The sequence below is a fragment of the Micromonospora coriariae genome (assembly GCF_900091455.1).
GTDB lineage: Bacteria > Actinomycetota > Actinomycetes > Mycobacteriales > Micromonosporaceae > Micromonospora > Micromonospora coriariae.
Genome location: NZ_LT607412.1, coordinates 2,649,116 through 2,674,778, shown reverse-complemented (window position 1 = coordinate 2,674,778; position 25,663 = coordinate 2,649,116). Strand labels below are relative to the sequence as shown.

The following is a 25,663-nucleotide window of genomic DNA, read 5'->3' as shown; positions in this document are numbered from 1 at the left end:
TACCGCTGTTAACAGGGGACCCTTCCTCTACCTGAGGCGATAAGAAGGGGCCCTTCCTTACACGGTTGGGGACTGCTCGCTGATCTCGCTGAGGGCGCTCGTCGGGTCGAGCTGCATGGCCAGGTCGCCGAGCGAGACGATGCCGACCAGCTTGCGGTCGGTGTCGCAGACCAGCACCCGCCGGATGCCCCGGTCCCGCATCAGCGCCGCCGCCTCGCCCGCCGTGCAGTGCTGCTCGATCATGACGACCTCGCGGGTGACGATCGAGCCGATGGTCGTGGCGGCCGGCGAGGTGTTCTCGGCCACCGCCCGGACCACGATGTCCCGGTCGGTGAGCATGCCGGCGAGGCTGGCGCCGTCGGTGACCACCACGTCGCCGATGTCCGCCTCCTTCATCACCCTGGCCGCCTCGTCCAGGGTGGTCTCCGCCGGCAGGTACACCACCTGCTTGGTCATCACGTCGCTGACCCGGTAACCGGTCATGAGAGCCTCCGAAGACGTATCCACCCGATCGAACTGCGGTACCCCGTGCCGTGGTGGCTACACCACGGTCCCACGTTCCCGGCGCTCCTCGTCGACCAACCGTTCCACCAGACCGTCGAGGGGCAGCTCGGTGCGCCCGTCGCCGGCCCGCTCGCGCAGCTCGACGTACCCGTCGGCCAGCCGTCGGCCGACCACTACGGCGCGCGGAATGCCGATCAGCTCGGCGTCGGTGAACTTCACGCCGGCCGAGACGTGTGTCCGGTCGTCGACCAGCACCCGCAGGCCGGCGGCCGCGAGCCGCCCGCCGAGTTCCAGCGCCGCGTCGAGCTGCGGACCCTTGCCCGCCACGACAAGGTGTACGTCACACGGCGCGACCGCGGCCGGCCACACCAGCCCCCGGTCGTCGTGGTGCTGTTCGGCGACCGCCGCCACCGCCCGCGACACCCCGATGCCGTAGCAGCCCATGGTCGGCCGGACCGGCTTGCCCGCCGGACCGAGCACGTCGACCGCGAACGCGTCGGTGAACCGGCGGCCGAGTTGGAAGATGTGCCCGATCTCGATGCCCCGCCGGATGGTCAGCTCGCCACCGTCGCAGGCCGGGCAGGGGTCGCCGGCCCGTACGTCGGCCGCCTCGATCGTGCCGTCGGGAGTGAAGTCCCGCCCGCAGACCACGTCCGTCGCGTGCCGGCCCGGCTCGTTCGCCCCGGTCAACCAGGCCGAGCCGGGCACCACCCGCGGATCGACGAGGTAGCGGATGCCCAGCTTGTCGAGCAGTTGCGGTCCGATGTACCCGCGAACCAGCTCCGGATGGTCGCCCCACTCCTCGAAGACGGCCACCTGGGCCGGGTGCAGCGCGGCGCCCACCCGCTTCAGGTCGACCTCCCGGTCACCAGGAACGCCGACCACCAGCGGCTCGGCCCGGTCCGCACCCGGCTGACGGACAGCCAGCACGACGTTCTTCAGGGTGTCGGCGGCGGTCCAGCCGTCCCGGCCACCCAGCCGGCGCGCGTTGGCCAGTTCGACGAGGCTGGCGATCGTCGGGGTCTCGGGAGTGTCGTGCACCTCGACGGCCGGCCGCGCTGTCGGGTCGCCAGCGGTCGGTGCCCGCGTGATGACCGCCTCGGTGTTCGCCGCGTAGTCGCAGGTGGTGCAGCCGACGAAGGTGTCCTCGCCGACCGGCGTCGCGGCCAGGAACTCCTCCGACGCCGAGCCGCCCATCGCCCCGGACATCGCGTGCACCACCGTGTAGTCCAGGCCCAGCCGGTCGAAGATCCGCTGGTACGCCGCCCGGTGCCGCCCGTACGCCTCCCGCAGCCCCGCCTCGTCCAGGTCGAAGGAGTACGCATCCTTCATCAGGAACTCCCGGCCGCGCAGCAGACCGGCCCGCGGCCGCGCCTCGTCCCGGAACTTGGTCTGCACCTGGAACAGCGTCACCGGGAAATCCCGGTACGAGGTGAACAGGTCCTTGACCAGCAGTGCCGCCATCTCCTCGTGGGTGGGCGCCAACAGGTGCTCGGCACCGCGCCGGTCGGCGAGGGTGAAGATGTCGTCGCCGTACTCCGTCCACCGGCCGCTGGTCCGGTACGGCTCCGCCGGCAGCAGCGCCGGGAAGTGCACCTCCTGGTCGCCGATCGCGGTCAGCTCGCCGCGTACCACCTCGGTGATCCGGTCCAGCACCAGCTTGCCCAGCGGCAGCCAGGTGTAGCCGCCCGGCGCGGCGCGACGGATGTAGCCGGCGCGCAGCAGGAGCCGGTGGCTCGGCACCTCCGCGTCTGCCGGGTCCTCGCGCAGGGTCCGCAGCAGCAGGGTCGACATGCGTAACAGCATCAGCGCAGCCTACGACCGGTACGGCTGGATGAGCGATCCATTTCGACCAGTGGCGGATGTCCTGAGTGGATCAGCTCCCGCGCGGCGGAGTCAGCGCCGTTTGGCGGAGGTGACGAAGGCTCGCCAGGACTGCGGGTCGAAGGTGAGCACCGGGCCGGTCGGGTCCTTGCTGTCCCGCACGCCGACGACGCCGACGAGGTTGTCTGCCACCTCGACACACTCACCCTGCCCACTCCGAGTGGACTTGCGCCACGCTGCGCCGATCAGCTCCATGACGTCATCACTTCCTTCATGAGCAGGGTGGACTGCCGGTGAGGCAGGGCCTCGCTGCGGACGCTCTCCCACCTCGCCAGCAGAATAGCCACATCCTCGTCCCGATCGACCACCACGCCGCCGAGCTGGTTCTCCAGGTGACCGACCCACCCGCCGTCGTTGCCACGAGCCAGGGTGAAGGGACCATTCAGTCCGATGTGGTTGCTGACCTCGACAGGAATGACATGCACGCTGATGTGCGGGCTCTCCGAACACTCGAGGAGGTGCGCGACCTGTTGGGTCATCAGCCCACGAAACCCTTCGTCGGCACGCCGCAGAACGCTCTCTTCAATCACCGCCACGAGCTTCGGGGCCTCCGCGTGCACGAGGATGGACTGCCGATCCATCCGGACCGCCAGCCGCCTCTCCACCTCGTCATCGCTCAGCTCGTCGTTGACCCGAATCACCGCGCGGGCGTAATTCTCGGTCTGTAGCAGGCCGGGAATGAGCGTGGGTTGGTAGCACCGCAGCTGCCGGGCATGGCGTTCGGCTTCCAGCCACGGTCGGAACCAGCTCGGCTGCCCGTCGCGCTCGGCCAGCTTCAGCAGCGACATCAGCAGCCCGCCTGTCGCGAGCACCTCGTCCGCCCGCTTGAGGAAGAACCGGTCGAGCGGGCGCTGACCCAGCTCCACGGCCGACACCTGCGAGCCCGAGAAGTGGACGAGTTTTCCGAACTCCTCCTGACTCAGCTCGGCGCGCAGCCGCAGCCGCCGGAGTTGTGCCCGGATCAGCTCCGCGGTCGGTTCACCTTCCACACGTCCTCCAGGCTCTATCCGGCATTGTCCCGGCTGGTCCGGGCGATCGACCCGACCGGACCTCGACCAGACCGCAGTCGATGCCTCCCGACAGTAGTTCCTCCTTCAGCAGAGTGTCACGCAGCGCTGAGGCGATCCACGACCTGTTCCGGTTGAATCGGACCGACGGCCCGCGCGAGCTGTTCGAGGCCGGGCGTCGCGGGTGTGGCAACCATCGCCGTCCCAACTCGCGTCTGGAAAGGCATCAACGTCGCCGCACCATGACCCGAAGGATCGGCTCGTGTGGACCCTCTGCTGACGGAGTTCGACTCGTTCGTCCCTACCCGAACGCCGGCGCGCCGTGCCGACGCGGGCGACGCCGCCAGATCCCTGCTGGCCAACGTGGTGCTGGACACCCGCACCGGCAAGGAGGTCGTGCTGCCGCTCGACGGGTCGATGGTGGTCCGGGTTCGCAGCGGTGACAGGTACACCCTGATCCTCGTTGACGAGGGCGGAACGAAGGTCGCCGAGCAGGCGGAGCCGCCGAGCCTCCGGGACATGCAGATCATCAACGCGCTCGGCTGAGCGGACCGAGGGTGGCCCGGGCACGGCCGGGCCACCCCGAGCGCACGGATGACCTCCGCCACGTCGTCCCTGCGGGGGCACCGACGGGCGGGTCTCCGGTGACAGACTGGTCGCCGCAGGCAACGAGTGGCGTGAGGGGGCGCGGGTGCGCTGGCGCAGTTTTGTCGCGGTCGGGGACAGCTTCACCGAGGGTATGGACGACGCGTACCCGGACGGCACCTACCGGGGCTGGGCCGACATGGTGGCGACCCGGCTCGCCGCTGAGGCGGGCCCCGACTTCCGGTACGCCAACCTGGCCATCCGGGGGCGGCTCTTTCCCAGCGTGGTCGCCGAGCAGGTGCCCGCCGCGGTGGCCATGAAGCCCGACCTGATCAGCTTCGCGGCGGGCGGCAACGACGTGCTGCGCCGCACCTTCGATCCGGACGCGCTGGTCGCCCGCTTCGACGAGGTGGTTCGGCAGTTGCGCTCGGGTGGCGCGGACGTGCTGCTCTTCCGGTTCGCCGACGTGATGGCCCGGCTGCCCGGCCAGCGTCTCGTCGCCCCCCGGGTGGAGCTGCTCAACCAGGCCGTCGGCGAGACCGCCGAGCGGCACGGCGCCATCATGGTCGACCTGTACGCCGACGACACCTTCCTCAACCCGATGCTCTGGAGCACCGACCGGCTGCACCTGAGCGAGGCCGGGCACCGACGGGTCGCCGGGCAGGTGCTCACCGCGCTCGGCGTCGGCTGCGACGAGGAGTGGCTGATGGTGCCTCCGCACCCGGCGCCGTCGCCGTGGCTGGCCGCCCGCGCCGCCGACCTGCGCTGGGCGGGGCAGCACCTGGCCCCGTGGATCAAGCGTCGGCTGACCGGCCGGTCGTCCGGCGACACGGTCACCGCGAAGCGCCCGCTGCTCGGGCCGATCGTCGACTGAGCGTGCGCACCCTGCACACCGCGCCGCTGCTGCGGCTCACCAGAGATGGCGACCCGCTGCCGGATCACGCGGTGCTGGTGAGCGCCGACCGGATCGAGGCCGTCGGCCCGCTGGTCGAGCTGAGCGCGGCGTACGCCGGGGTGCGGGTCCGCCGTTGGCCTGGGACGTTGGGTCCGGGTCTGCTGCACGAGGGCGCGCTGCCGGTGGCGCCGACCCCGCGCGAGCGGGTGCACGCGTTGCTGCGGCGCGGGGTGACGGCGGTGCTGGCGGAGCATCTGGCCGATCCGGCGCTGCGGGCGGCCGTCGACCGGAGTGACCTGCTGGTGCTGCCGGCCGCAGTGGTGCCCGTGCTGGTCGCCGGGGAGCGCGCCGACCTCGCGGTCCACGACGGCGACGCCTGCCTGATGACCGTGGTCGCCGGTCGGATCGCCCACCGCCGCGCCTGACCGCCGGCACGTGCGCGGCGTCGCACCCGATGGCCGGTCGAAGGGCAGGGTTGCGGCGTACCTTGGGGATCATGTCTGTGCCGAACGATCCTGATCCCCGCCTCCAGTCGTACGCCGACCCGCAGCGGCTGGTCACCACCGACTGGCTGGCCGAGCACCTGGGCGACGAGGGCCTCGTCGTGGTCGAGTCCGACGAGGACGTGCTGCTCTACGAGTCCGGTCACATCCCCGGCGCCGTCAAGGTCGACTGGCACCTGGAGTTGAACGACCAGGTGACCCGGGACTATCTCGACGCGACGAGCTTCGCCGAGATGTGCGCCGCCAAGGGCATCGGCCGAGGCGACACGGTGGTCTTCTACGGCGACAACTTCAACTGGTGGGCCGCGTACGCCCTCTGGGTCTTCTCGCTCTTCGGGCATGCCGACGTGCGGCTGCTCGACGGCGGCCGGCAGAAGTGGATCGCCGAGGGGCGCGAGGTGACCCGCGACAAGCCGTCCCGTCCGCGCGCCGACTACCCGGTGCCGCTGCGGGACGACACGCCGCTGCGGGCGTTCCGCGAGCAGGTGATGGCGCACATCGCCGCGGGTCGGCCGCTGGTCGACGTCCGGTCCCCGGGCGAGTACACCGGCGAGATGCTGCACATGCCGGACTACCCGCAGGAGGGCGCGCTGCGCGGCGGCCACATCCCGGGCGCGGTCAGCAAGCCGTGGAAGTCCGCCGCCAACGAGGACGGCACGTTCAAGTCCGCCGACGAACTGAAGGCCATCTACGCCGATCAACTCGGGCTCAGCCCGGACGACGACGTGATCGCGTACTGCCGGATCGGTGAGCGGTCCAGCCACACCTGGTTCGTGCTGCGGCACCTGCTGGGCTATCCGCAGGTGCGCAACTACGACGGCTCCTGGACCGAGTGGGGCAACCTGGTCCGGGCGCCCGTTGTGAAGGGCGACCAGCCCGGTGGCCTCGCCGCCTGAGCGGCCCGATCGTCCCCGCGCGGCGGTTGTCGTCTCGCGGGGACGGTGCTCAACCGGCCAGCGCCACCACGCCGGGCAGGTCGCGGACCACGCCGGTGATCTCGCCGGTCTCCGGGTGCCAGCGCGCCACGCCTGTCGGTTGCAGGCGGAGCAGCACGGCGCCCTCGTTGTCCCAGCCCAGCACCTCGCAGCAGCTCTTCCACCGGTCCCGACCCAGGTCCAGCACGTGGGCGACCGCGCCGGTGCGGGCGTCCAGCACGGCCACTCCCTCGGCCCCGCCGATCTCGTCATTGGTGATCCACGCTGCCCGGGCCAGCCGCTCGCCGTGCAGCCAGCCCCGGCCGTAGAACTCGTTGACCTGGTACGGCGAGGGCAGTGCCGAGCCCGTGATCCGCTGTTCGGAGCGAACCGTGCCCTCGCGGGTTCGGCTGCGCAGCGTCAGCCCGCCCACCTCGACGAGCGCCGCGTCGCGGCCGGCCGCCGGGTCGGGTGCGACGAGGTCCCAGGCCGACACGTCGACCTCGCTCGCCGCGCCGGTGACCCGGTCCACCGCGTACGTCCGGTCGTCGCCGCCGACCAGCACCCGGTCGCTCGCCCAGACCACCAGCTCCAGGTAGCCGTCGAGCGGGATCCGGCGCACGGTCGCCATGGTGAGGTCGACCATGATCAGCTCGTCGGTCTGGGCGAACGCGGCCGACCGGCCGTCGGGCGACAGCACCCCCGGCTTCACGGCGGGCGCCTGGTTGCCGCCCTCGTCCCGGGTGGGTGCCGGGGTCACCACGTCGAGACTGCGCACGACGCCGTCGTCGCCGAGAATCCGGACGGGGCCGTCCGCCCGGTACTCCTCGGTCAACTGCTGGAACAGCGCCAGCGCCCGCTGGACCGGTCGCTCCGACAGCCGCACGGTCGCCGGGCCGCTGAGCCGGGCCAACGGGTCGGGCGGGAACGTCAGCTCGGCGGGGGCACGCACCACCGGCGGGGCATGGCTGGGCTCGACGGTCGGGGTGGGGGCCACCGATTGGTCCGGCGGCGGATCGGCGGGGGGTCGCAGGGCGGCCACCGTGCCGCCGCCGATCAGTGCCACGGCGAGGGCGACGGCGCCGACCGCCAGTCGGGTACGCCGGGTACGCCGGGCCCGCTCCCAGCCGGCCGTGGCCGGGTGGCTGGGCCGGACGTCCTCGACGCTGACGGTCAGCAGCCGGCGCAGGTCCTGCTCGTTCACGGATTCACCTCCAGGCCGCTGGCCAGGTCGCGGCGAGTCGCCGGCTGCTGAGCCGGTCGGGAGTCCCGGGTGAGGTCGGGGGCCACCTCGCGGAGCCGGCGCAGCGCCGCGTGGCACTGGCTCTTCACGGTGCCGACTGTCACGCCGAGCGCCTCGGCCGTGGCGACCTCGGTCAGGTCCTCGTAGTAGCGCAGCACCAGCACGGCCCGCTGCCGGGGCGGGAGCAGGCCGAGCGCGTCGTGCAGCGTGAGCCGTAACGCGCCGTCGCGGTCGGGGGCCACCTGCTCCGGCGGCTCGGCGCTGAGCCGTTCCCGCCGCCGGCGACGCCACCACGACACCGTGTCCCGGTAGAGGATGGCCCGCACGTACGCGGCGGGATCGCCGTCGCGGACCGTGGTCCAGCGCAGCGCCAGCTTGAGCAGCGCGTCCTGGAGCAGGTCCTCGGCCTGGTGCCGGTTGCCGCAGATCAGGTAGGCCGCGCGCAGCAGGCGGTGCTGGTGGCTCTCCACGAAGGCGAGGTAGCCGTCGCGTCCGTCGTTTGCCATCCGCCCACCTCCCGGCCGCCGCGTTCGGCCGTCACCTGGCAGACGCACGGGGAGGGGGAAAAGGTTGGGTCAGCTCTCCGGCTGCCCGGTCAGATATCGCTGGAGGGTCGGTGCGACCCAGGAGACCAGCTCCTCCGGATCCAGCTCAACCATCGGTGGCAGGCGGACGATGTAGCGGGTGAAGGCGAGGCCGAGGATCTGACTGGCGACCAGGCCCGCGCGTCGGGCGGTGGTTGCCGGGTCGGTGCCGAACGTGGCCACGGCAGAGGTGAGCTGGTCGGCGAAGATGCCGCGCATCCGCTCCGCCGCGCCCGGGTTGGTGCTCGCGGCACGCAGCAGCGCGACGAGCGTCTCGTCGCCCTCCCACCGGGCAAGGAAGTGCCGCACCAGGACGTCGCCGAACCGCCCGGGCGGCACGTCGGTCAGGTCGGGCAGCCGTAGGTCGAACTCGGCCGCCGCCGCGAAGAGGCCCTCCTTGCTGCCGTAGTACCGCATCACCATCGACGGGTCGATCCGGGCGTCTGCGGCGATGGCCCGGATGGTGGCGCGCTCGTACCCGTCCGCGGCGAACCGTTCCCGGGCGGCTCGCAGGATCGCGGCCCGGGTGACGTCCGAGCGGCGGGGCTGGGTCGGATGGGTTGGCGCTGTCATGTCAACGACCGTATGCCAACGACTGTTGACACACAATGAGCGGCGACCTAGCGTTGCCAACAAGTGTTTGCCAACATGTGTTGGCAACGGTTGTTCGGGAGGTGGCCATGCTGCCCACGCATACCGACGTTCTGGTGGTGGGAGCCGGGCCAACCGGCCTCACCACCGCACTGACACTGGCCCGCCGCGGGTTCGAGGTGACCGTGGTGGACCAGCTCGGCAGCCCGCCGGTGACCTCCCGCGCGGCCGTCGTGCACGCGTACACCCTGGAGGTGCTGGACCGGATCGGCGCCGCGGCGCCGCTGGTCGCCCAGGGCGTGCGGGCGCCGCGCTTCACCGTCCGCGACCGGGACCGGGTGCTGCTGTCGGTTCCGTTCCACCAGTTGCCGTCCCGCTTTCCCTACGCGTTGATGGTCTCCCAGGCGGTCACCGAGGCGGTGCTCAGCGAGCGCCTGGCCGACCTCGGCGTCCGGGTCCGGCGGCCGTGCCGGCTGTCCGGTCTGAGGCGGACCGCGGACGGGGTGCTCGCGCAGGTCGACGGTGCAGAGGTGCGCGCCCGGTTCGTGACCGGCGCGGACGGCCTGCACAGCACTGTCCGGCAACTGGCCGGCATCGGCTTCACCGGCCCCAGCGACGAGGAGTCCTTCGTGCTGGCCGACGTCCGGGTGCACAGTGCACTGCCCCGCGACGAGGCGGCGCTCTTCCTCGCCCGGTCCGGGCCGCTGATCTGGGCGCCGCTCCCGGACGGGGTGGTTCGGCTGGTCGCCGCCGCGCCGACCGCACCGGCCGAACCCGACGCGGCGTACCTCCAGGCGCTGCTCGACGAGCGCGGCCCGGCGCGGCAACCCGAACGGGTGACCGAAGTGCTCTGGGGATCCCGGTTCCGGGTGCACCACCGGATCGCCGACACCTTCCGGTCCGGACCGGTGCTGCTGGCCGGGGACGCGGGGCACGTGCACAGCCCCGCCGGCGGGCAGGGCATGAACCTCGGCATCTGCGACGCGGTGGCGCTCGGCACCGCGCTGGCCGACGTGCTCGGCGGCGGGCCGGAGACGCTGCTGGACGGCTACACCGCCCGGCAGCGCCCGATGGCCGAGGACGTGCTGAGTTTCGCCGCCGGGCTGACCCGGCTGGCCACCCTCTCCCCGGCCCGCCGGCCGGTACGGGACGTGCTGCTCCGGCTGCTCGGTGCCGTGCCGCCGGCCCGACGCCAGATCGCGCTGCGCCTGTCCGGGCTGTCCCACCGGGAACGAACGCCGGGCTAGGCCCGTAGTGTGCGCCACGCCGCGAGGGTGACCAGCGCGAACGTGCCAGCCGCCGCACCCGCCACCGGCACGGTTCCGTACGCTGCGGCGACCAGCCCGGCGAGCGTCGCGCCCACCGGTGCGGTGAGCAGCCCGACCATCCGCTGCGCGGCACCCACCCGACCGAGCAGTCCGCTCGGCACGTGCCGCTGCCCGTACGACGCACACAGGCTGTTCCACACCACTGTGCCGGCGGCGAAGACGGCCAGCGCGATCCCGCCCGGCACGGGATGCCGGGCCAGCGCGAACCCGGCCAGCGCGACGGTCTGCACGGCGAGTACCACGCGCAGCGCGGTCACCGTGCCGAGCCGGGCGGCGAGCCGACCCGACCCGAGCGCCCCGGCCACGCCACCGACGATCGTCCCCGCGGCGAACAGCCCGTACCCGGCCGGCGGCACCCGCAACACGTCCAGCGCGTAGAGCACCAGCACCGCCAGCAGCCCGCTGATCGCCAGGTTGCTCGCTGCGGCCAGCAGGGTGACCGGCCACAGTGTCCGGTGCCCACGCAGCCACCGCATCCCCTCGACGATCTCGCCCCACACCGATTTTCGCCGGGATCCGGCCACCGGCTGCGGAGCGGGTGTCGGGGTGAGGGCCAGGACGAGCAGGGCGGCCACCGCGAAGGTGACTGCGTCGACGGTGAACGGTAGGGCGGGGGCGGCGGCGAAGAGAACGCCGGCGGCGGGTGCGCCGAGGAAGCCGCCGGCCACCGCCGTACCCGCCTGGAGGCGGCCGTTCGCCCGGGGCAGCGCGGCCGGCGGCACCAGCGCGGGAAGCAGCGCGAACGAGGCGGCGTCGAAGAGGGTGCCCAGCGCTGCGAGCAGGAACGCGGCCACCAGCAGCACCAGGACGCCGGCCCGGTCGAAGGCGACCGCCACGGCCAGCGCTGCCACCACGGCGGCGCGGACCCCGTCCACCAGGGCCATCGTCCGCCGGCGGTCCCAGCGGTCCGCGTACACGCCGCCGAGCAGGCCGAACAGCAGCGGCGGCAGCTGAGCGACCACTGTGACCGCCGCGATCACCCGGGGATCGCGGGTCAGCGCCGCGGCCAGCAGCGCCAGAGCCGGCGTACGCAGGGCGTCTCCCAATCGGGAGGAGACGGCGGCGGACCAGAGCAGCCGGAAGTCCCGGCCGAGAGCGGAGGAGGTCATGGCGCTGACCGTGCGGGTTCGACCGGGTCGAGGGTCAAACCGCCGGGCGAAAGGGGGACGCCACGCGTCGGTGATCATCGGTACGGTGGGCGCCGGCATCGGACCGGGGAGAACTCAGGCGTGGACCACACCTTCCAGGTCGACCTCCGTGGCGTGGTCGACCTGCTCAGTCATCACCTCTACGGCAGCCCGCGGGTCTACGTCCGGGAGCTGCTGCAGAACGCGGTGGACGCAATCACCGCGCGGCGGGCGAACGAGCCGGACGCTCCCGCGTTGGTCCGCATCGAGCCGCCGGACCGCACCGGCGACGGCACGCTGCGGGTGCACGACACCGGCATCGGCCTCACCGAGGCGCAGGTGCACGAGCTGCTGGCCACCATCGGCCGCAGCTCCAAGCGCGACGAGCTGGGCTTCTCCCGGCACGAGTTCCTCGGCCAGTTCGGCATCGGCCTGCTCTCCTGCTTCCTGGTGGCCGACGAGATCCAGGTGCTCACCCGGCACGGTGGCCACCCCACGGTCCGCTGGACCGGGTACGCCGACGGCCGCTATGCGGTGACGGTGGCGCCGCCCGAGGCCGCCCGCGCCGAGCCGGGCACGACTGTCACGCTGGTGCCCCGCCGCGACGCCGACCAGTGGTTCAGCACCCCGACCGTCACCGACCTGGCCCGCCTCTTCGGTTCCCTGCTGCCGGTCACCGTCCGGGTCGGTGACGTGGTCACCACCACCGGCGAGCCACCCTGGCCGACCACGGCGGGAGCGCCGGTCGACCGGGCGGCACTGATCCGATACTCCCGGGAGACGCTCGGCGTCGACCCGTTCGACGTGGTGCCACTGAGCGTGCCGGAGGCCGGGCTGACCGGTGTCGCATTCATCCTGCCCACCCCGGTGAACCCGGCGGCCCGGGCCGGGCACCGGGTCTACCTCAAGCGGATGCTGCTCACCGAGCACGCCGACGGGCTGCTGCCGGACTGGGCGTTCTTCGCGCACTGCGTGGTGGACGCGACCGAGCTGCGCCCGACCGCCAGCCGGGAGGCCCTCTACGAGGACACCCTGCTGGCCGCCACCCGGGAGGCGCTCGGCGACCAGGTACGCGGCTGGCTGGTCCGGCTGGCGCGGCACGACCCGCACCGGCTGGCCGAGTTCCTCCAGGTGCACCACCTCGGCGTGAAAGCGTTGGCACTGCACGACGACGAGATGCTCCGGCTGGTCGACCGGTGGTGGCCGATGGACACGAACGTCGGCACGCTCACCCTCGCCGAGTTCCGGGAGCGCTACGGGGTGCTCCGGTACGCGGCGAGCCTCGACGAGTTCCGCCAGCTCGCCGCGGTGGCCGCCGCGCAGGATCTGGCGGTGGTCAACGCGGGCTACACGTACGACACCGAGCTGATCGAGCGGCTGCCGACGGTGGACCGCTCGGTGCTGATCGAGCGGCTGGAGCCGAGCGACCTCACCACCCGCTTCGACGGTCTCGACCCGCAGGTGGAGCTGGCCCTGCGGCCGTTCCTCGCCGCGGCGCAGCGGGCGGTCGAGCGCTCCGGCTGCGAGGTGGTCATCCGGGCGTACGACCCGGTCTCGCTGCCCGCGCTCTACCTGGTCAGCCGGTCGGCGGCGTTCAACGACCAGCTCGCGGCCAGCCGGGACCGGGCCGACGAGCTGTGGGGTGGAGTGCTCGACGCGCTCGCCGCCACCGCCCCGCCGGACCGCCCGCAGCTGGTGCTCAACCACCGCAACCCGCTGGTCCGCCGGGTCACCATGCTGGCCGACCCGGAGCTGGTCGGGCTCGCCGTCGAGGCGCTGTACGGGCAGGCGCTGCTGCTCGGCCACCACCCGATCCGCGCGGCCGACGCCGCGCTGCTGAACGATTCCTTCCTCGGCCTGCTCGGCCGGGCCGTGCCGGGACGGGAGTGACAATGGCCGACGAGGATCTCTGGCGGGTGCTGCGCGGCATCGCCGACATGCCGTACGGGGCGGGGCAGATCGCCGCGCTGGAGCAGTTGCTGCGCCGGGTGGACGCCGCGGACGACCGGCACCTCGCCTTCGTCACGCGGATGCAGGCCACCACCGGGTACGTCTACGGCGGTGAGCCGGCGAAGTCCTTCGTGACCTTCTCCTGGTGCCTGTCCGAGTTCGACAGCGATCCGCAGCCCTACCACCAGCGCCACCTGCACCAGCTGCTGTGGCATTTCAAGTACATGGTGTCCGGCCTGCTGAAGTTCCCGGAGGTGCCGCTGGACCGCACGTACGCGGTGCTGGACGACATGGAGCGGCGCTACCGGGCCGGCGGGCACAGCCTGCAGACCGTCCACAAGCACCGGTTCCGGGTCGCCGACCACGTGGGTGACGCCGAGGCGGCCGCGCACTGGTACCGGCTCTGGCAGACCACCCCGCGCGACGAACTCTCCGACTGTGCCGGCTGTGACCCGACGAGCCAGGTGGGCTATCTCGCCGACACCGGACGGGACGCCGAGGCGGTGGCACTGGCCGAGCCGGTGCTCGCCGGTCGGCTCACGTGTACCGAGCAGCCGCAGGCGATCCTCACCGCGCTGCTCCTGCCGTACCTGCGCACCGGGCGGGGTGAGTCGGCGCGGGACGCGCACCGGGAGGCGTACCGCCGGCTGCGCGCCAACCTCGCCGACCTGTGGGACATCGGCGACCACATCGAGTTCTGCACGCTGACCGGCAACGAGGCGCGGGCGGTGGAGCTGGTCGAACGGCACCTGGACTGGCTGGACCGGCCGCCGTCGCCGGCCGCCGCGATGCACTTCGCGGCGACCGCCGCCGCCGCGCTGCGCCAGGCCGGCCGGATCGGCGCACCGACCGTGTACCGCCGTGCCGCCGAGGGGCGGCCGGCCGGCGAGGTGCCCGCGCTGACGCTCGCCGACGAGCTGGCGGAGACCGCGACCGCGCTGGCCGCCCGCTTCGACGCCCGCAACGGCACCGCGCACCAGTCGGAGTGGATAGCCGGTCGGCTCGCGGTGCGGGCGAGCGGCGAGCACCTGCCGCTCTCCGCCAGCGTCCGCCGCCGCCCGTCCCGCCCGGTCGGGGACGAGCCGAGCATCCACCGCGACCGGGGTGTGTCACCGGCCGCCTCCGACCGGGCGCGGGCCGGCGACGAGACCAGCGTGGCCCTGCCCGCCGACGCCGGTCCGGACGAGCTGCTGGCCCTCGCCGAGGAGAGCTGGGGCCGGCACGACCGGGCCACGTTCCGGGCGGCGCTGGCCGCCTGCGACGACCGGTTCGGCACCGACGACCTGCCACCGCGTACGGCCGCGCACCGGCTGGCGCTGCGGGCGGCCGAGCGCGGCGACGAGGACGACATCGCGGGCGCGATCGAGATGAACCGGGCGGCGCTGAGCCGGTACCGGGAGGCGGCCGAGGAGGTGCCCGCGCAGGTGGTCGCCGGGCGGCTCGGGGTGCTGCTGACCCGCTCCGACGACGACGCCGAGGAGGGGTTGGCGCTGGTCCGAGCCGCGGCCGAGGTGTTGGACCGGCTCGGCGACGCGAGACAGCGCGCCGCCGGGCACGATCGGGTGGCGCTGGCGCTGCTGCACCGGGAACGTTGGGCGGAGGCGCTCGCCGCGCTCGACCGGGTGCCCGCCGACGCGGGCGGCGACCGGCACCTGGCGGCCCGGATCGCGCTGCACCGGGCACACCTGCTGGAGCAGTCGGACCGGGTCGACGAGGCCCGCGCGGCCGCCGACGAGGCCCGCCGGATCGGCCGTGAGCTGGGCGTCGGCGAGCTGATCACGGCGGCCTGCCTGACCTACGTCCGGGCGGTGGACGATCCGGCCGACGCCGTGGCCGCCTGCGACGAGGCGCTGGCCGTGGCTCCGGCGGCTGCGGTGCTGCCGGTCCGGGTGGCCCGGGCCCGGGCGCTGCTCTCCGCCGGGCGGGCCGCCGACGCGGTGGACGACTTCGTCGAGGCGGTGACGCTCTGCGTGGAGCGGGGCGCCGAGGGGGACGCCTTCCTGCGCTGGGAGCTGGCGAACGCGTACCGGGTGGTGGGTCGGCTCGGTGAGGCGGCCGAGGTCGCCGAGGAGGCGGTCCTCGGGCTGGACCGGCTCGGCGCCCAGGCGGAAGCGGACCGCTGCCGGCACCTTCTGGCCGGTGTCTACGCCGGGCTCGGCGAGATCGATCCGGCGCTGGCACTGCTGGAGCGGTTGGCCGACAACCTGGACGGCCCGGACAACCTCCCGCACCGCGCTCAGGTGTTGGAGGAGGCCGGCGGGATCCTCTACGACGCCGACCGGGACGCGGTGGCCGCCGAGCGGTTCACCGCTGCCGCCACTGCTTACCGGCTCGCCGACCTGCCGCTCGACGAGCTGCGGGCCCGCCGGCGGGAGGCGTACGCCTGGTTCTGGTCCGATGACCGACCGGCGGCGGTGCGCGCCATCGAGCTGATGGACGGACTGGCCGCGACGCTGGCCGGGCAGCCGGAGCAGTCGCCGCCGGTGACGTACGAGCTGGCGATGGCGGCCGAGGCCGGTGCGCGGGTGCTGACCGGGGAGGACCGGCCGGACGAGGCGTTGGGCCGGCTGGCCGGGGTGCCCGACCGGTTGCGGTCGATCGAGGCGTTCGGCGAGGCCGCGCAGGTGGAGATCCTCATCGGTGAGCTGCTGCTGCGCCTGGACCGTCCGGCCGAGGCGGAACCGCTGCTGCGCCGGGTGCTCGGTGGCCTCCCGGCGGACTCCCGGCCGGTGCGCCAGACCGCCTGGCTGCTGGCCCGTGCGCTGGACCTGCTGGACCGGCCGCAGGAGGCCGCGGCGTTGCGGGCGGAGCACGACCTCGACCCGGACGACTGACCCGACCGACGGTGCGGCGTGCGCAACCGACCGGTAACCACCGCTCCACGGTGCGCGGCTCGCGGTCTACGCTTGCCCCGTGACGGTGGAGCAGCAGGCACGGGGTGCGGCGGGTGCGGGCCGGCGCCGGTCCCGCAAGGACGAGATCCTGGAGATCGCGGTCGGTCTGTTCGCCGCCCGGGGCTATCACGGGGTGTCGATGGACGACATCGGCGCGGCCGCCGGGGTGACCGGCCCGGCCCTCTACCACCACTTCGCCGGCAAGGAGGCGATGCTCGCCGCCGCGCTGATCCCGGTCAGCGAGGGGCTGCTGGCCGGCGGCCGGGAGCGCTCCGCGGGGCACCCGGACGACGCGCGCGGCGTACTGGAGTCGCTGATCGACTTCCACGTCGAGTTCGCGCTGGCCAACCCGGCGGTGATCGCGCTGCACCTGCACGAGCTGGACCGCCTGCCGGACGAGCCCCGGCGGCGGATCCGTCGCCTGCAACGGCTATACGTCGAGGAGTGGGTGACTGTGCTCACCGCGCTGCACCCGGGCATGCCCGACGGTGAGGCGCGCGTGCTCGCGCACGCCGCGTTCGGCCTGATGAACTCGACTCCGTTCCTCGGTGGCGAGGTGGACCGCCGACGCCGCGCCGAGCTGCTGCGCGACGCCGCCCTGGCCGCACTGCTCGCCTGAGCCGACTCGTCACCGGCGTGCCGGTCATGGTTTCCTGACAACCGTCCCAACATCCGGACGCCGGGAGGAAACATGATCGAGTCACTGCTGGTCGCCAATCGGGGCGAGATCGCCCGCCGGATCATCCGTACCGCGAAGCGGCTCGGCATCCGCGCGATCGCGGTGTACTCGGAGGCCGACGCCCATCTGCCGTTCGTCGCCGAGGCGGACGAAGCGGTCCTCATCGGCCCGCCGAACCCGGCGCAGAGCTACCGCAACACCGAGGCGATCCTCGCCGCCGCGAAGTCGACCGGCGCGCAGGCCATCCACCCCGGCTACGGCTTCCTGTCGGAGAACGCCGAGTTCGCCCGTACCGTCGAGTCGAGCGGTCTGATCTGGGTCGGCCCCGGCGCGGACGCGATCACCGCGATGGGCGACAAGATCAACGCCCGGAACCTGATGGCGGCGGCCGGCGTTCCGGTCGCGCCCGGCACCACCGACCCGGCCGCCGACCTGGACGCGGCTGTGACGGCCGCCGCCGGGATCGGCTACCCGGTGATGGTCAAGGCCGCCGCCGGTGGCGGCGGCATGGGCATGGGCGTGGCGGTCGACGAGGCCGCGCTGCGCACCGAGTACGACAAGGTGCGCGCGTTCGCCGAGCGGATGTTCGGCGACGGTTCGGTGCTGATCGAGCGGTACTTCCCCCGGGTGCGCCATGTCGAGGTGCAGATCCTCGGCCTGGCCGACGGCCGGGTGGTGGCGCTCGGCGAACGGGAGTGCTCGGTGCAGCGGCGTAACCAGAAGCTGGTCGAGGAGTCGCCGTCGCCGGCGGTCTCGCCGGAGCTGCGCGAGCGCTTCCTGGCCGCGGCGGTACGCGCCGGTGAGGCGGTCGGCTACCGCAACGCGGGCACGGTGGAATGTCTGCTCGATCCTGCGTCCGACGAGTTCTTCTTCCTTGAGATGAACACGCGGCTCCAGGTGGAGCACCCGGTGACCGAGTACGTCTACGGCGTCGACCTGGTGGAGGAGCAGTTGCGGGTGGCGTCCGGGCTGGCGCCGACCTTCGATCCGGACGCGCTGGCACCGAGCGGGCACGCCATCGAGATGCGGATCAACGCCGAGGACCCGAAGCGCTTCCTGCCCGGCCCGGGCGTGGTGAAGACGTGGGTCGAACCGACCGGCGACGGGGTCCGGGTGGACTCCGGCTACACCGAGGGCAACACCGTCACCCCGTTCTACGACAGCCTGATGGCCAAGCTGATCATCAGTGGTGCCACCCGGGACGAGGTGATCGAGCGGGCCCGGACGGCAGTCGCGGCCTTCCGGATCGAGGGCCCGAAGAACAACCTGCCCTTCTTCGCCGAGCTGCTGGAGAACGAAGAGTTTCTCTCCGGCGCCTACGACACCGGCATCGTCTCCCGCATGCGCTGACCCGGTCGGCCGCCGGGCCGCCGGGCCGCCGTCCAGCGACCCGGCGGCACTGGCAGCCGAGCCCTTTGCTCTGCTTACCTGGACGCAACAGCGGTCGTCCGGATACCGGACAGTCGCCGTTGCGTCCGTTGAAGCAGTGCAAAGGGCGCGGTGGAGCCGACATCCCGCCCCGATCCGACGTCACAGCGAGGTGACCGATGAGCCAGTTGCCAGATTCCGTGTCGATCCGTGAGGTCGGGCCGCGAGACGGGCTGCAGAACGAGGACCCGATCCCGACCGACGCCAAGGTGCGGCTGCTCGACGCGCTCTCCGGCACCGGCGTATGCCGGATCGAGGCGGTGTCGTTCGTGCACCCGAAGGCGATCCCGCAGATGGCCGACGCCGACGAGGTGTGGCGGCGGGCGGTGCGGGCCGACGGCGTGCGCTACTCGGCCCTGGTGCCGAACACGCGGGGCGCCCAGCGGGCCCTGGCCGCCGGGTTCACCGAGATCGAGGTGGTGGTCTCGGCCAGCGACACGCACAACCGGCGCAACGTCAACCGTTCGACGGACGAGTCGCTGGACGACATCGCCGAGCTGATCGACCTGCTGCACGGTGCTTCCGCGCGGGTCGAGGTGATCGTGGCGACCAGCTTCGGCTGCCCCTACGAGGGGGACGTCGCCCCGGAGCGGGTGGCCGGCATAGTGGATCGGGTGGTCCGCGACGGCGCGGACCGGGTCGCGTTCGGCGACACCACCGGCATGGGCACTCCGCGCCGGGTCCGCGAGCTGCTGACCGCCGTACGCGACCGCAACGCGCACGTGCCGGTGCTGCTGCACTTCCACAACACCCGGGGCACCGCGCTGGCCAACCTGCTGACCGCGATGGAGCTGGGGGTGACCGAGTTCGACGCCAGCGTCGGCGGCCTGGGCGGCTGCCCGTACGCCCCGGGGGCCAGCGGCAACCTGGCCACCGAGGAGGCCGTGCACATGCTGCACGACATGGGCATCGACACCGGCATCGACCTGGCCGCCCTGATCGAGGCGGCCGAGCTTGCCGAGCACCTGCTCGGCAAGAAGCTCCCGTCCGGCGTGTTGCGTGCCGGCCCTCGTACCCGGCTGACGCCGATGCCGAGCTGACCGCTCGGGAACGCGGGGAGGGGCCGGCGGCGTGCCGGCCCCTCCGACGTATCTGCCCGGTCGGTCAGCCCACCGGCGTGAGCACGCTCGGCCAGCTGTCGCGGAAGATGTCCGCTCCGGCGCGGTCCGTGCTGCGCTCGGTGGCGGCGAAGGTGCCGGCGAAGAGGTTGCTCACCCGGTTCGCCTCGGCGGTGCTCGGGTACGGGTTGGTGCAGCTGGTGCCGGCGCTGCCACCGGACATCAGGAGCGCGCAGTTCCCGTTGTAGTTGTCCGGCAGGCCGAGGATGTGCCCGATCTCGTGGGTCATGATCCGCAGCACGCTGTACTGGGCGGCCTGCTGGGTGTCGATGTAGACCCGGCCGTTGCCGAGGCTGGTCCGCACGGCGTACGAGCCGCCGCCGGTGATCCGGTAGATCCGGAGGTTGGAGCCGCAGTTCGCCGAGAGCGTCAGGTTGACGGTGGCGTTGTTCCAGATCGAGGCGGCCTGGTTGGCGGTGCTGGCGTAGCTGCCCGCCTGGCTGGTGTTGTAGCAGATGGTCATTGCGGCGGACGCGGGCGACGGGTTGGCGACCGTGACGCCGAGGGTGGCGAGCGCCGTCGCGACGAACGCGACCGCGAGCCGATTGAGTCGTGAGGTCATCGCTGACTCCAATCCGGGAGGAGGGGGTGTCAGGAGCCTAGCCATAGAGATTAATAGATTTCAATGTCTGGTTTGAATCCGCAGCCTCCCGGCGGCCACCCGGCCATCCGGTCCCGCCCATGGGTCGCCGGGCGTCGCGCGAATGCGATAGCCTAACGATCGTTCAGGTCAGTACGGCGAGGGAGTCAGCGTGACGCTCGACGGTGAGGCGCTGGAGCAGCTGCGCAAGCGGGCCCGGTCCGGCGGCGCGGACAAGTACCACGCGGCGAACGCCGCAAAGGGCAAACTCTTCGCCCGGGAGCGGGTCGCGCTCCTGGTCGACGAGGGTTCGTTCGTCGAGGACGGCCTGTACGCCAACGCGCTGGCCGAGGGGCTGCCCGCCGACGGCGTGGTCACCGGCACCGCCACCATCGACGGCCGGCAGGTCTGCCTGATGGCCAACGACTCCACCGTCAAGGCCGGCAGCTGGGGCGCCCGCACCGTCGAGAAGATCATCCGGATCATCGAGCGGGCGTACGGCGCCGGCGTGCCGATGGTCTACCTGGTCGACTCGGCCGGCGCCCGGATCACCGACCAGGTCGACCTCTTCCCCGGTCGTCGCGGTGCCGGCAAGATCTTCTGGAACCAGGTGCGCGCCTCGGGTTCGATCCCGCAGGTGTGCGCGCTGTTCGGCCCGAGCGCCGCCGGCGGGGCGTACATCCCGGCGTTCTGCGACGTGGTGGCCATGGTCGACGGCAACGCCAGCATGTACCTCGGCTCCGACCGGATGGTCGAGATGGTCACCGGCGAGAAGACCACGCTGGAGGCGATGGGCGGGGCCAAGGTGCACACCGCCGAATCCGGCGTCGGGCACTTCCTGTGCAAGACCGAGGCCGACGCGCTCGACGTGGTACGCCGCTACCTGTCGTACCTGCCGGCGAACTGGACCCAGGCACCGCCGGCCGCGGAGGCCGTCGCCGCGCCCGCGAAGGCCGACCTGGCCGCGCTGGTGCCGGCCAGCGAGCGGCAGGCGTTCGACATGCGGCGGTACGTCAAGGGCCTGCTCGACGAGGGGTCCTTCTTCGAGATCCAGGCGCTGTGGGCCAAGGAGCTGACCATCGGCTTCGGTCGCCTGAACGGCGAGGTCGTCGGCGTGCTCGGCAACAACTCGATGTTCAAGGGCGGCGTGCTCTTCGTCGACTCGGCCGACAAGGCGACCCGGTTCGTGCAGCTCTGCGACGCGTTCAACGTGCCGCTGCTCTTCCTCAGCGACGTGCCCGGCTTCATGGTCGGCAGCGTGGTGGAGAAGCAGGGCATCATCCGGCACGGCGCCAAGATGATCACCGCGATCTCCGAGGCGACCGTTCCGAAGATCTGCGTGGTGGTCCGCAAGGCGTACGGCGCCGGCCTCTACGCGATGGCCGGCCCCGGGTTCGAGCCGGACGCCACCATCGCGCTGCCCAGCGCGAAGATCGCGGTGATGGGGGCCGAGGCGGCGGTGAACGCGGTCTACGCCAACAAGATCGCCGCTATCGCGGACGCGGACGAACGGGCCGCCTTCGTCGCCGCCAAGCGGGCCGAGTACGAGCAGGACATCGACGTCGTCCGGCTCGCCAGCGAGCTGGTGGTGGACGCCATAGTCGAGCCGCACGACCTGCGTACCGAGCTGGTCCGCCGGTTCGCCGCGGCGCGTACCAAGGATCGGCACTTCTCCCGGCGCCGGCACGGCGTCACCCCGGTCTGACCCCCGACCGGACCAGCACAGCGAACCGTCCCGGCGTCACGAGCGCCCGGCGGCCCCGTCCACACAGGAGGATGAGATGGATTTCCGGCTCACCGACGAACAAGCGGCGCTGCGGGAGAGCGTGCGGGACTTCGCGCGCGAGGTGGTCGCGCCGGTCATCGCCGAGCACTACGAGCAGCACACCTTTCCGTACGAGGTGATCCGGCAGATGGGCAAGATGGGCCTGTTCGGCCTGCCCTTCGGCGAGGAGCACGGCGGCATGGGTGGCGACTACTTCGCGCTCTGCCTGGCCCTGGAGGAGCTGGCCCGGGTCGACTCCAGCGTGGCGATCACGCTCGAGGCGGCGGTCTCGCTCGGCGCCATGCCGATCTACCGGTTCGGCACCGACGAGCAGCGCGCGACCTGGCTGCCGAAGCTGCTCAGCGGCGAGGCGCTTGCCGGTTTCGGTCTCACCGAGCCGGGCACCGGCTCGGACGCCGCCGGCACCCAGACGCGGGCGGTGCTGGACGGTGACGAGTGGGTGATCAACGGCTCGAAGGCGTTCATCACCAACTCGGGCACCGACATCACCGCCCTGGTCACCGTCACCGCGGTGACCGGTACGAAGCCGGACGGCTCGAAGGAGTTGTCGACCATCATCGTGCCCAACGGCACGCCGGGGTTCACCGTGGCGCCGGGCTACTCCAAGGTGGGCTGGACCGCCTCGGACACCCACGAGCTGACCTTCGACGACTGCCGGGTGCCGGCGGCGAACCTGCTCGGCGAACGGGGGCGCGGCTTCGCCCAGTTCCTTCAGATCCTCGACGAGGGCCGGATCGCCATCGCCGCGCTGGCCGTCGGTCTCGCTCAGGGCTGCGTCGACGAGTCGATCAAGTATGCGAAGGAGCGGCACGCCTTCGGCCGGCCGATCGGTGGCAACCAGGCGATCCAGTTCAAGATCGCCGACATGGAGCTGAAGGCGCACACCGCCCGGCTGGCCTACTACGACGCGGCCGCGCGGATGCTGGCCGGTGAGCCGTTCAAGCGGCAGGCCGCCATCGCCAAGTTGCACGCCAGCACCATCGCGGTGGACAACGCCCGGGAGGCCACCCAGATCCACGGTGGCTACGGCTTCATGAACGAGTCCCCGGTGGCCCGGTTCTGGCGGGACTCCAAGATCCTGGAGATCGGCGAGGGCACAAGCGAGGTGCAGCGCATGATCATCGCGCGCGATCTGGGCCTCTGACCGGGGCTGGATTCGCCGGCGGCCGGTCGACAGCCGCCTCCGGCAGGGCTGCCCGGCCAGGCTGTCGGATTTCGGCGAGTGGGCGTCGGCAGCCCGACGTTCGACTGCCGATGGTCGGAGTCGATCCGTACTCTTCGTGCCCATGACTCCGGATCATGAACGGTCGCGGAGCCCGGCCGGTCGTAGCGGGCTGGCGGAGCTGCTCCGCGGGCACCGGCGTGCCGCCGGCCTGACCCAGGCGGAGCTGGCCAACCGGGCCGGCGTCGGCGTGCGGACGGTGCGTGACCTGGAGCGCGGCCGGTCGGTCCGACCGCAGCGCACCACCGTCGAGCTGCTCGCCGGTGCTCTGGAGCTGACCGGGGCCGTCCGGTCGGCGTTCCTGGCCGCTGCCCGGGGCCAGGCCGGCGGTGACCTGCCCCGAACGGACGTGACCCTCGCGGCCCTCGCGGTCACCGGCCCCGCCACTTCGGCAGTCGACCCGGTCGGCTCCGCCCCGCCGGTCGCCCTCCCACCGGCGGTCGCGCTGATCGGCCGGGACCGCGACGTCACCGAGTTGACGGCGATGCTGACCGCGGAGCATGGTCCCCGGCTGGTGAGCCTGGTCGGGCTGGCCGGGGTCGGCAAGACCGCGCTGGCGCTGTCCGTCGCGCACGACGCCGCCGACGCGCACCCGGGCGGCGTCGCCGGGGTGCTGATCGGCGAGGGCTCGGACGGGCCGGACGTGCTCGCCGCCTCGATGGCCGTACTCGGTGCGGCCCGGCTGCCGGGGCTCACCGCCCGGCTCGCCGGCCGCCCGACGCTGCTGGTGATGGACGCGGCGGAGCGCGCGCCCGGCCCGGTGGCCGAGACACTGCACCGGTTGACCGGCGCGCTGCCCTCGCTGCGGGCGCTGGTCACCGGGCGGCACCCGGTCGGCCTGCCCGGCGAGCGGGTCTGGCCGGTCGCGCCGCTCGACGTGCCGCCGCCGGACGCCGAGCGGTCCGGACCGGCCACCCTCGGGTCGTGGCCGGCGGTCGCACTGTTCACCGCCCGGCTCGCCCAGGTCCGTCGGGAGCCGCCCGCTCCCGACGAGCTGCCGGCGCTGGCCGCGCTGGTCCGCCGGCTGGGTGGGCTGCCGCTGGCCATCGAGCTGATGGCCGCCCGAGGTCGGCTTCTCGACCTCACCGAGCTGCTCGACCGGTACGGCGACCGGGTGCTCGACCTGGCGACGCCGGGCGATCCGGCGGTCCACCCCGGTTGGGACGGCCCGGATGCCCCCGCCCACCGCGCGAACGGCGCCGATGCCACCTCGGCCGTGGCGGCGGTCACCCTGCGGGACGCGGTGGCGGCCAGCTACCGGTTGCTCGCGCCGGACGAGCAGGCCGCGCTGCGGCGGCTCGCCATGTTCGGCAATCGGTGGTCGGTGGAGCTGGCCGAGGAGATGCTCGCCGACGAGGCCGACCGGGACGGCACAGTGGCGATCGACCCGGTCCCGGTGCTGGACCGGCTCGTCGAACTGGGCCTGCTGAGCGTGCGCGGCACCGGGCCGTTCCGGTTCCGGCTGCTCGACGCGGTCCGCGACTTCGCTCTCGAACAGGCGGCCGGCGGTGGCGAGCTGACGTGCGTCCGGCGCCGGCACGCGGAGGTGATCGCCCGCCTCGTGGCGCGGACCGCCGCCGACCTCGCTGGTCCCCGGTTGCCCGACGCGGTGCACCGGCTGGATGAGGTGAGCAGCGACATCAGCTCCGCGCTGGCCCACGCGGCCACCGACGACCCGATGACCGCGCTTCGCCTGGCGGCCTGCCTGACCCGCTGGTGGCGGTTCCGGGGGCGCGACGTCGCCGGCAGGCAGTGGCTGCGCCGGTTGCTGGCCGACCCGCGAACCGCGGACGCTGATCCCGTCCTGCGTGGCTGGGCCAGCCTCGGGGTGGCCCGGCTCGCCGTCGAGCACGGTGCGGGTCCCGACGAACTGCCGACGGCGCGCGCCGCGCTGGACATGTTCCGGCAGGCCCGCGACGTTACCGGAGAGTTGGAGGCGCGGACCGTTCTCGGCGCGCTGCTGATCACCGTCGGCGGACACGACGAGGCCCGCGAGCAGGCTGAGGCGGTGCTCCGGCTGGCGGCTCGCAACGGTCGGACCCGGCACCTCGCGGTGGCCCAGAACAGTCTCGCCTGGCACGACATCCGGCTCGGTGACCTGGCTGCGGCGCGTCGGCGGCTGGCCGCGGTCGACCGGCTCGCCGCCGAGAGCGGTGAGCAGCGACTGCGGGTGCTGGCCTGGGCCAACCGCGCCGAGGTCGCCCGCCTCGAGGGCCGGTACGCCGACGCCGTCGACCAGGGCCGACGGGCAGTGGTGGCCCTGTCCGAGCTGGGTGATCCGGGGCATCGGCGCCGGGTGCTCGGCACTGTCGGGTTGGCGCTCGCCCAGGACGGTCGCGGTGCGGAGGCGACCGAGGTGCTCACCGAGCTGCGGGCGGGGATCGCCGAGGTCGCGGTGGCCGTGCCGAATCGATCGTGGGTGGAGCGGGCCGGGCCGCCACGACCCCGCGCGGATGACGCGGTGCTGTCCAGGGGCGGGCCGGAGTCGGGGACCTGGGCGTTGATCGAGGGAAATCTGGCGCTGCACCAGGGTGACCGGGAGCTCGCCGCCGAGTGGTTCGCCGCCGCCGCCGATGCCGCTCAGGATCGCCGGGACGTGGTGGAGGCGCTGGTGGGGTTGGCCGCGAGCACCGCTGATCCGGCGATCATGGACCGGCTGGACCAGGTCTGCCAGGAGAGTGGCATCCGGCTGTTGCCACAGGAGTCTGGGCTGCTCTACGCGCTGATGGCCGCCCGGGGCGGGCCGGCCGTGGGGTAGTCGTGGCGGACCGGCCACTCTGTCGTGGGGTGGGACCGCATAGCGGATGCCCGGGCGGGAGTGGCGCGGACGAAAAGCCCCCT

22 protein-coding genes are annotated in these 25,663 nt (G+C 72.9%); 13 read left to right on the top strand and 9 right to left on the bottom strand.

Features of this window, described 5'->3' with window-relative positions:
- Positions 1–57: 57 nt before the first annotated feature.
- The 4 genes from GA0070607_RS12535 to GA0070607_RS12520 all read right to left on the bottom strand — a co-directional run bounded on the left by GA0070607_RS12535 (position 58) and on the right by GA0070607_RS12520 (position 3,377).
- Entirely contained in the window at positions 58–483 is a 426-nt protein-coding gene (locus GA0070607_RS12535; RefSeq protein WP_089018369.1) for a CBS domain-containing protein, read from the bottom strand.
- A 57-nt stretch (positions 484–540) separates the two neighbouring features.
- Entirely contained in the window at positions 541–2,310 is a 1,770-nt protein-coding gene (locus tag GA0070607_RS12530) for a proline--tRNA ligase (RefSeq protein ID WP_089018368.1), read from the bottom strand.
- 90 nt (positions 2,311–2,400) lie between these two features.
- The gene (locus tag GA0070607_RS12525) at positions 2,401–2,583 is read right to left on the bottom strand and encodes a DUF397 domain-containing protein (protein ID WP_089018367.1); all 183 of its coding nucleotides are present in this window, start codon (positions 2,581–2,583) and stop codon (positions 2,401–2,403) included.
- Positions 2,574–3,377 carry a DUF5753 domain-containing protein gene (locus GA0070607_RS12520; protein ID WP_089018366.1) on the bottom strand — a complete coding sequence of 268 codons (804 nt, stop codon included), beginning with the start codon at positions 3,375–3,377 and terminating at the stop codon, positions 2,574–2,576. The genes GA0070607_RS12525 and GA0070607_RS12520 overlap by 10 nt, the downstream gene beginning before the upstream one ends.
- Before the next feature lie 282 nt (positions 3,378–3,659).
- Here GA0070607_RS12520 and GA0070607_RS12515 point away from each other — a divergent pair, with 282 nt between their 5' ends.
- From GA0070607_RS12515 to GA0070607_RS12500, 4 genes are all read left to right on the top strand, one after another.
- Complete coding sequence (locus GA0070607_RS12515; RefSeq protein WP_089018365.1) at positions 3,660–3,941, top strand: hypothetical protein; 282 nt, start codon at positions 3,660–3,662, stop codon at positions 3,939–3,941.
- A 145-nt stretch (positions 3,942–4,086) separates the two neighbouring features.
- Entirely contained in the window at positions 4,087–4,854 is a 768-nt protein-coding gene (locus GA0070607_RS12510) for an SGNH/GDSL hydrolase family protein (RefSeq protein ID WP_089018364.1), read from the top strand.
- A gap of 2 nt (positions 4,855–4,856) precedes the next feature.
- Complete coding sequence (locus GA0070607_RS12505) at positions 4,857–5,300, top strand: hypothetical protein (RefSeq protein ID WP_089018363.1); 444 nt, start codon at positions 4,857–4,859, stop codon at positions 5,298–5,300.
- A 71-nt stretch (positions 5,301–5,371) separates the two neighbouring features.
- Positions 5,372–6,274, top strand: coding sequence for a sulfurtransferase (locus GA0070607_RS12500; RefSeq protein ID WP_089018362.1), 903 nt, complete (start codon positions 5,372–5,374; stop codon positions 6,272–6,274).
- Between the two features lie 49 nt (positions 6,275–6,323).
- Here GA0070607_RS12500 and GA0070607_RS12495 read toward each other — a convergent pair whose 3' ends face one another.
- The 3 genes from GA0070607_RS12495 to GA0070607_RS12485 all read right to left on the bottom strand — a co-directional run bounded on the left by GA0070607_RS12495 (position 6,324) and on the right by GA0070607_RS12485 (position 8,692).
- Positions 6,324–7,496 carry a hypothetical protein gene (locus GA0070607_RS12495; protein ID WP_089018361.1) on the bottom strand — a complete coding sequence of 391 codons (1,173 nt, stop codon included), beginning with the start codon at positions 7,494–7,496 and terminating at the stop codon, positions 6,324–6,326.
- The gene (locus GA0070607_RS12490) at positions 7,493–8,041 is read right to left on the bottom strand and encodes a SigE family RNA polymerase sigma factor (RefSeq protein WP_089018360.1); all 549 of its coding nucleotides are present in this window, start codon (positions 8,039–8,041) and stop codon (positions 7,493–7,495) included. The genes GA0070607_RS12495 and GA0070607_RS12490 overlap by 4 nt, the downstream gene beginning before the upstream one ends.
- A gap of 69 nt (positions 8,042–8,110) precedes the next feature.
- Positions 8,111–8,692 (bottom strand): TetR/AcrR family transcriptional regulator, encoded by a 582-nt coding sequence (locus GA0070607_RS12485; RefSeq protein WP_157743140.1) that lies wholly within the window; start codon positions 8,690–8,692, stop codon positions 8,111–8,113.
- 107 nt (positions 8,693–8,799) lie between these two features.
- Between GA0070607_RS12485 and GA0070607_RS12480 the strand changes: the two genes are divergently transcribed.
- A complete protein-coding gene (locus GA0070607_RS12480; RefSeq protein WP_089021815.1) occupies positions 8,800–9,957 on the top strand; it encodes an FAD-dependent oxidoreductase in 1,158 nt (385 codons plus the stop codon).
- Here GA0070607_RS12480 and GA0070607_RS12475 read toward each other — a convergent pair.
- Positions 9,954–11,147, bottom strand: coding sequence for an MFS transporter (locus tag GA0070607_RS12475; RefSeq protein WP_089018359.1), 1,194 nt, complete (start codon positions 11,145–11,147; stop codon positions 9,954–9,956). The two genes, GA0070607_RS12480 and GA0070607_RS12475, sit on opposite strands and share 4 nt — an antisense overlap.
- A 120-nt stretch (positions 11,148–11,267) precedes the next feature.
- Here GA0070607_RS12475 and GA0070607_RS12470 point away from each other — a divergent pair, with 120 nt between their 5' ends.
- The 5 genes from GA0070607_RS12470 (at position 11,268) to GA0070607_RS12450 (ending at position 19,156) form a co-directional block, all read left to right on the top strand.
- Positions 11,268–13,055 carry an HSP90 family protein gene (locus GA0070607_RS12470; RefSeq protein ID WP_089018358.1) on the top strand — a complete coding sequence of 596 codons (1,788 nt, stop codon included), beginning with the start codon at positions 11,268–11,270 and terminating at the stop codon, positions 13,053–13,055.
- Positions 13,056–13,057: 2 nt separating this feature from the next.
- Entirely contained in the window at positions 13,058–15,949 is a 2,892-nt protein-coding gene (locus GA0070607_RS12465) for a hypothetical protein (RefSeq protein WP_089018357.1), read from the top strand.
- A gap of 79 nt (positions 15,950–16,028) precedes the next feature.
- Entirely contained in the window at positions 16,029–16,628 is a 600-nt protein-coding gene (locus tag GA0070607_RS12460) for a TetR/AcrR family transcriptional regulator (RefSeq protein ID WP_089018356.1), read from the top strand.
- A gap of 72 nt (positions 16,629–16,700) precedes the next feature.
- Positions 16,701–18,038, top strand: a complete 1,338-nt coding sequence (locus GA0070607_RS12455) for an acetyl-CoA carboxylase biotin carboxylase subunit (RefSeq protein ID WP_089018355.1) — start codon at positions 16,701–16,703, stop codon at positions 18,036–18,038.
- Between the two features lie 197 nt (positions 18,039–18,235).
- Positions 18,236–19,156, top strand: a complete 921-nt coding sequence (locus tag GA0070607_RS12450) for a hydroxymethylglutaryl-CoA lyase (protein ID WP_089018354.1) — start codon at positions 18,236–18,238, stop codon at positions 19,154–19,156.
- A 64-nt stretch (positions 19,157–19,220) separates the two neighbouring features.
- Here the strand turns inward: GA0070607_RS12450 and GA0070607_RS12445 are convergent, their stop codons facing one another.
- Positions 19,221–19,796 carry a snapalysin family zinc-dependent metalloprotease gene (locus GA0070607_RS12445; RefSeq protein ID WP_089018353.1) on the bottom strand — a complete coding sequence of 192 codons (576 nt, stop codon included), beginning with the start codon at positions 19,794–19,796 and terminating at the stop codon, positions 19,221–19,223.
- A 190-nt stretch (positions 19,797–19,986) separates the two neighbouring features.
- On the opposite strand from GA0070607_RS12445, the gene GA0070607_RS12440 reads away from it, so the two are divergent.
- The 3 genes from GA0070607_RS12440 to GA0070607_RS12430 all read left to right on the top strand — a co-directional run bounded on the left by GA0070607_RS12440 (position 19,987) and on the right by GA0070607_RS12430 (position 25,580).
- Complete coding sequence (locus GA0070607_RS12440) at positions 19,987–21,519, top strand: acyl-CoA carboxylase subunit beta (protein WP_089018352.1); 1,533 nt, start codon at positions 19,987–19,989, stop codon at positions 21,517–21,519.
- Between the two features lie 76 nt (positions 21,520–21,595).
- The gene (locus GA0070607_RS12435) at positions 21,596–22,744 is read left to right on the top strand and encodes an acyl-CoA dehydrogenase family protein (RefSeq protein ID WP_089018351.1); all 1,149 of its coding nucleotides are present in this window, start codon (positions 21,596–21,598) and stop codon (positions 22,742–22,744) included.
- Between the two features lie 142 nt (positions 22,745–22,886).
- Positions 22,887–25,580: an ATP-binding protein gene (locus GA0070607_RS12430; protein ID WP_089018350.1), complete on the top strand. Its 2,694-nt coding sequence runs from the start codon at positions 22,887–22,889 to the stop codon at positions 25,578–25,580.
- Positions 25,581–25,663: the final 83 nt, after the last annotated feature.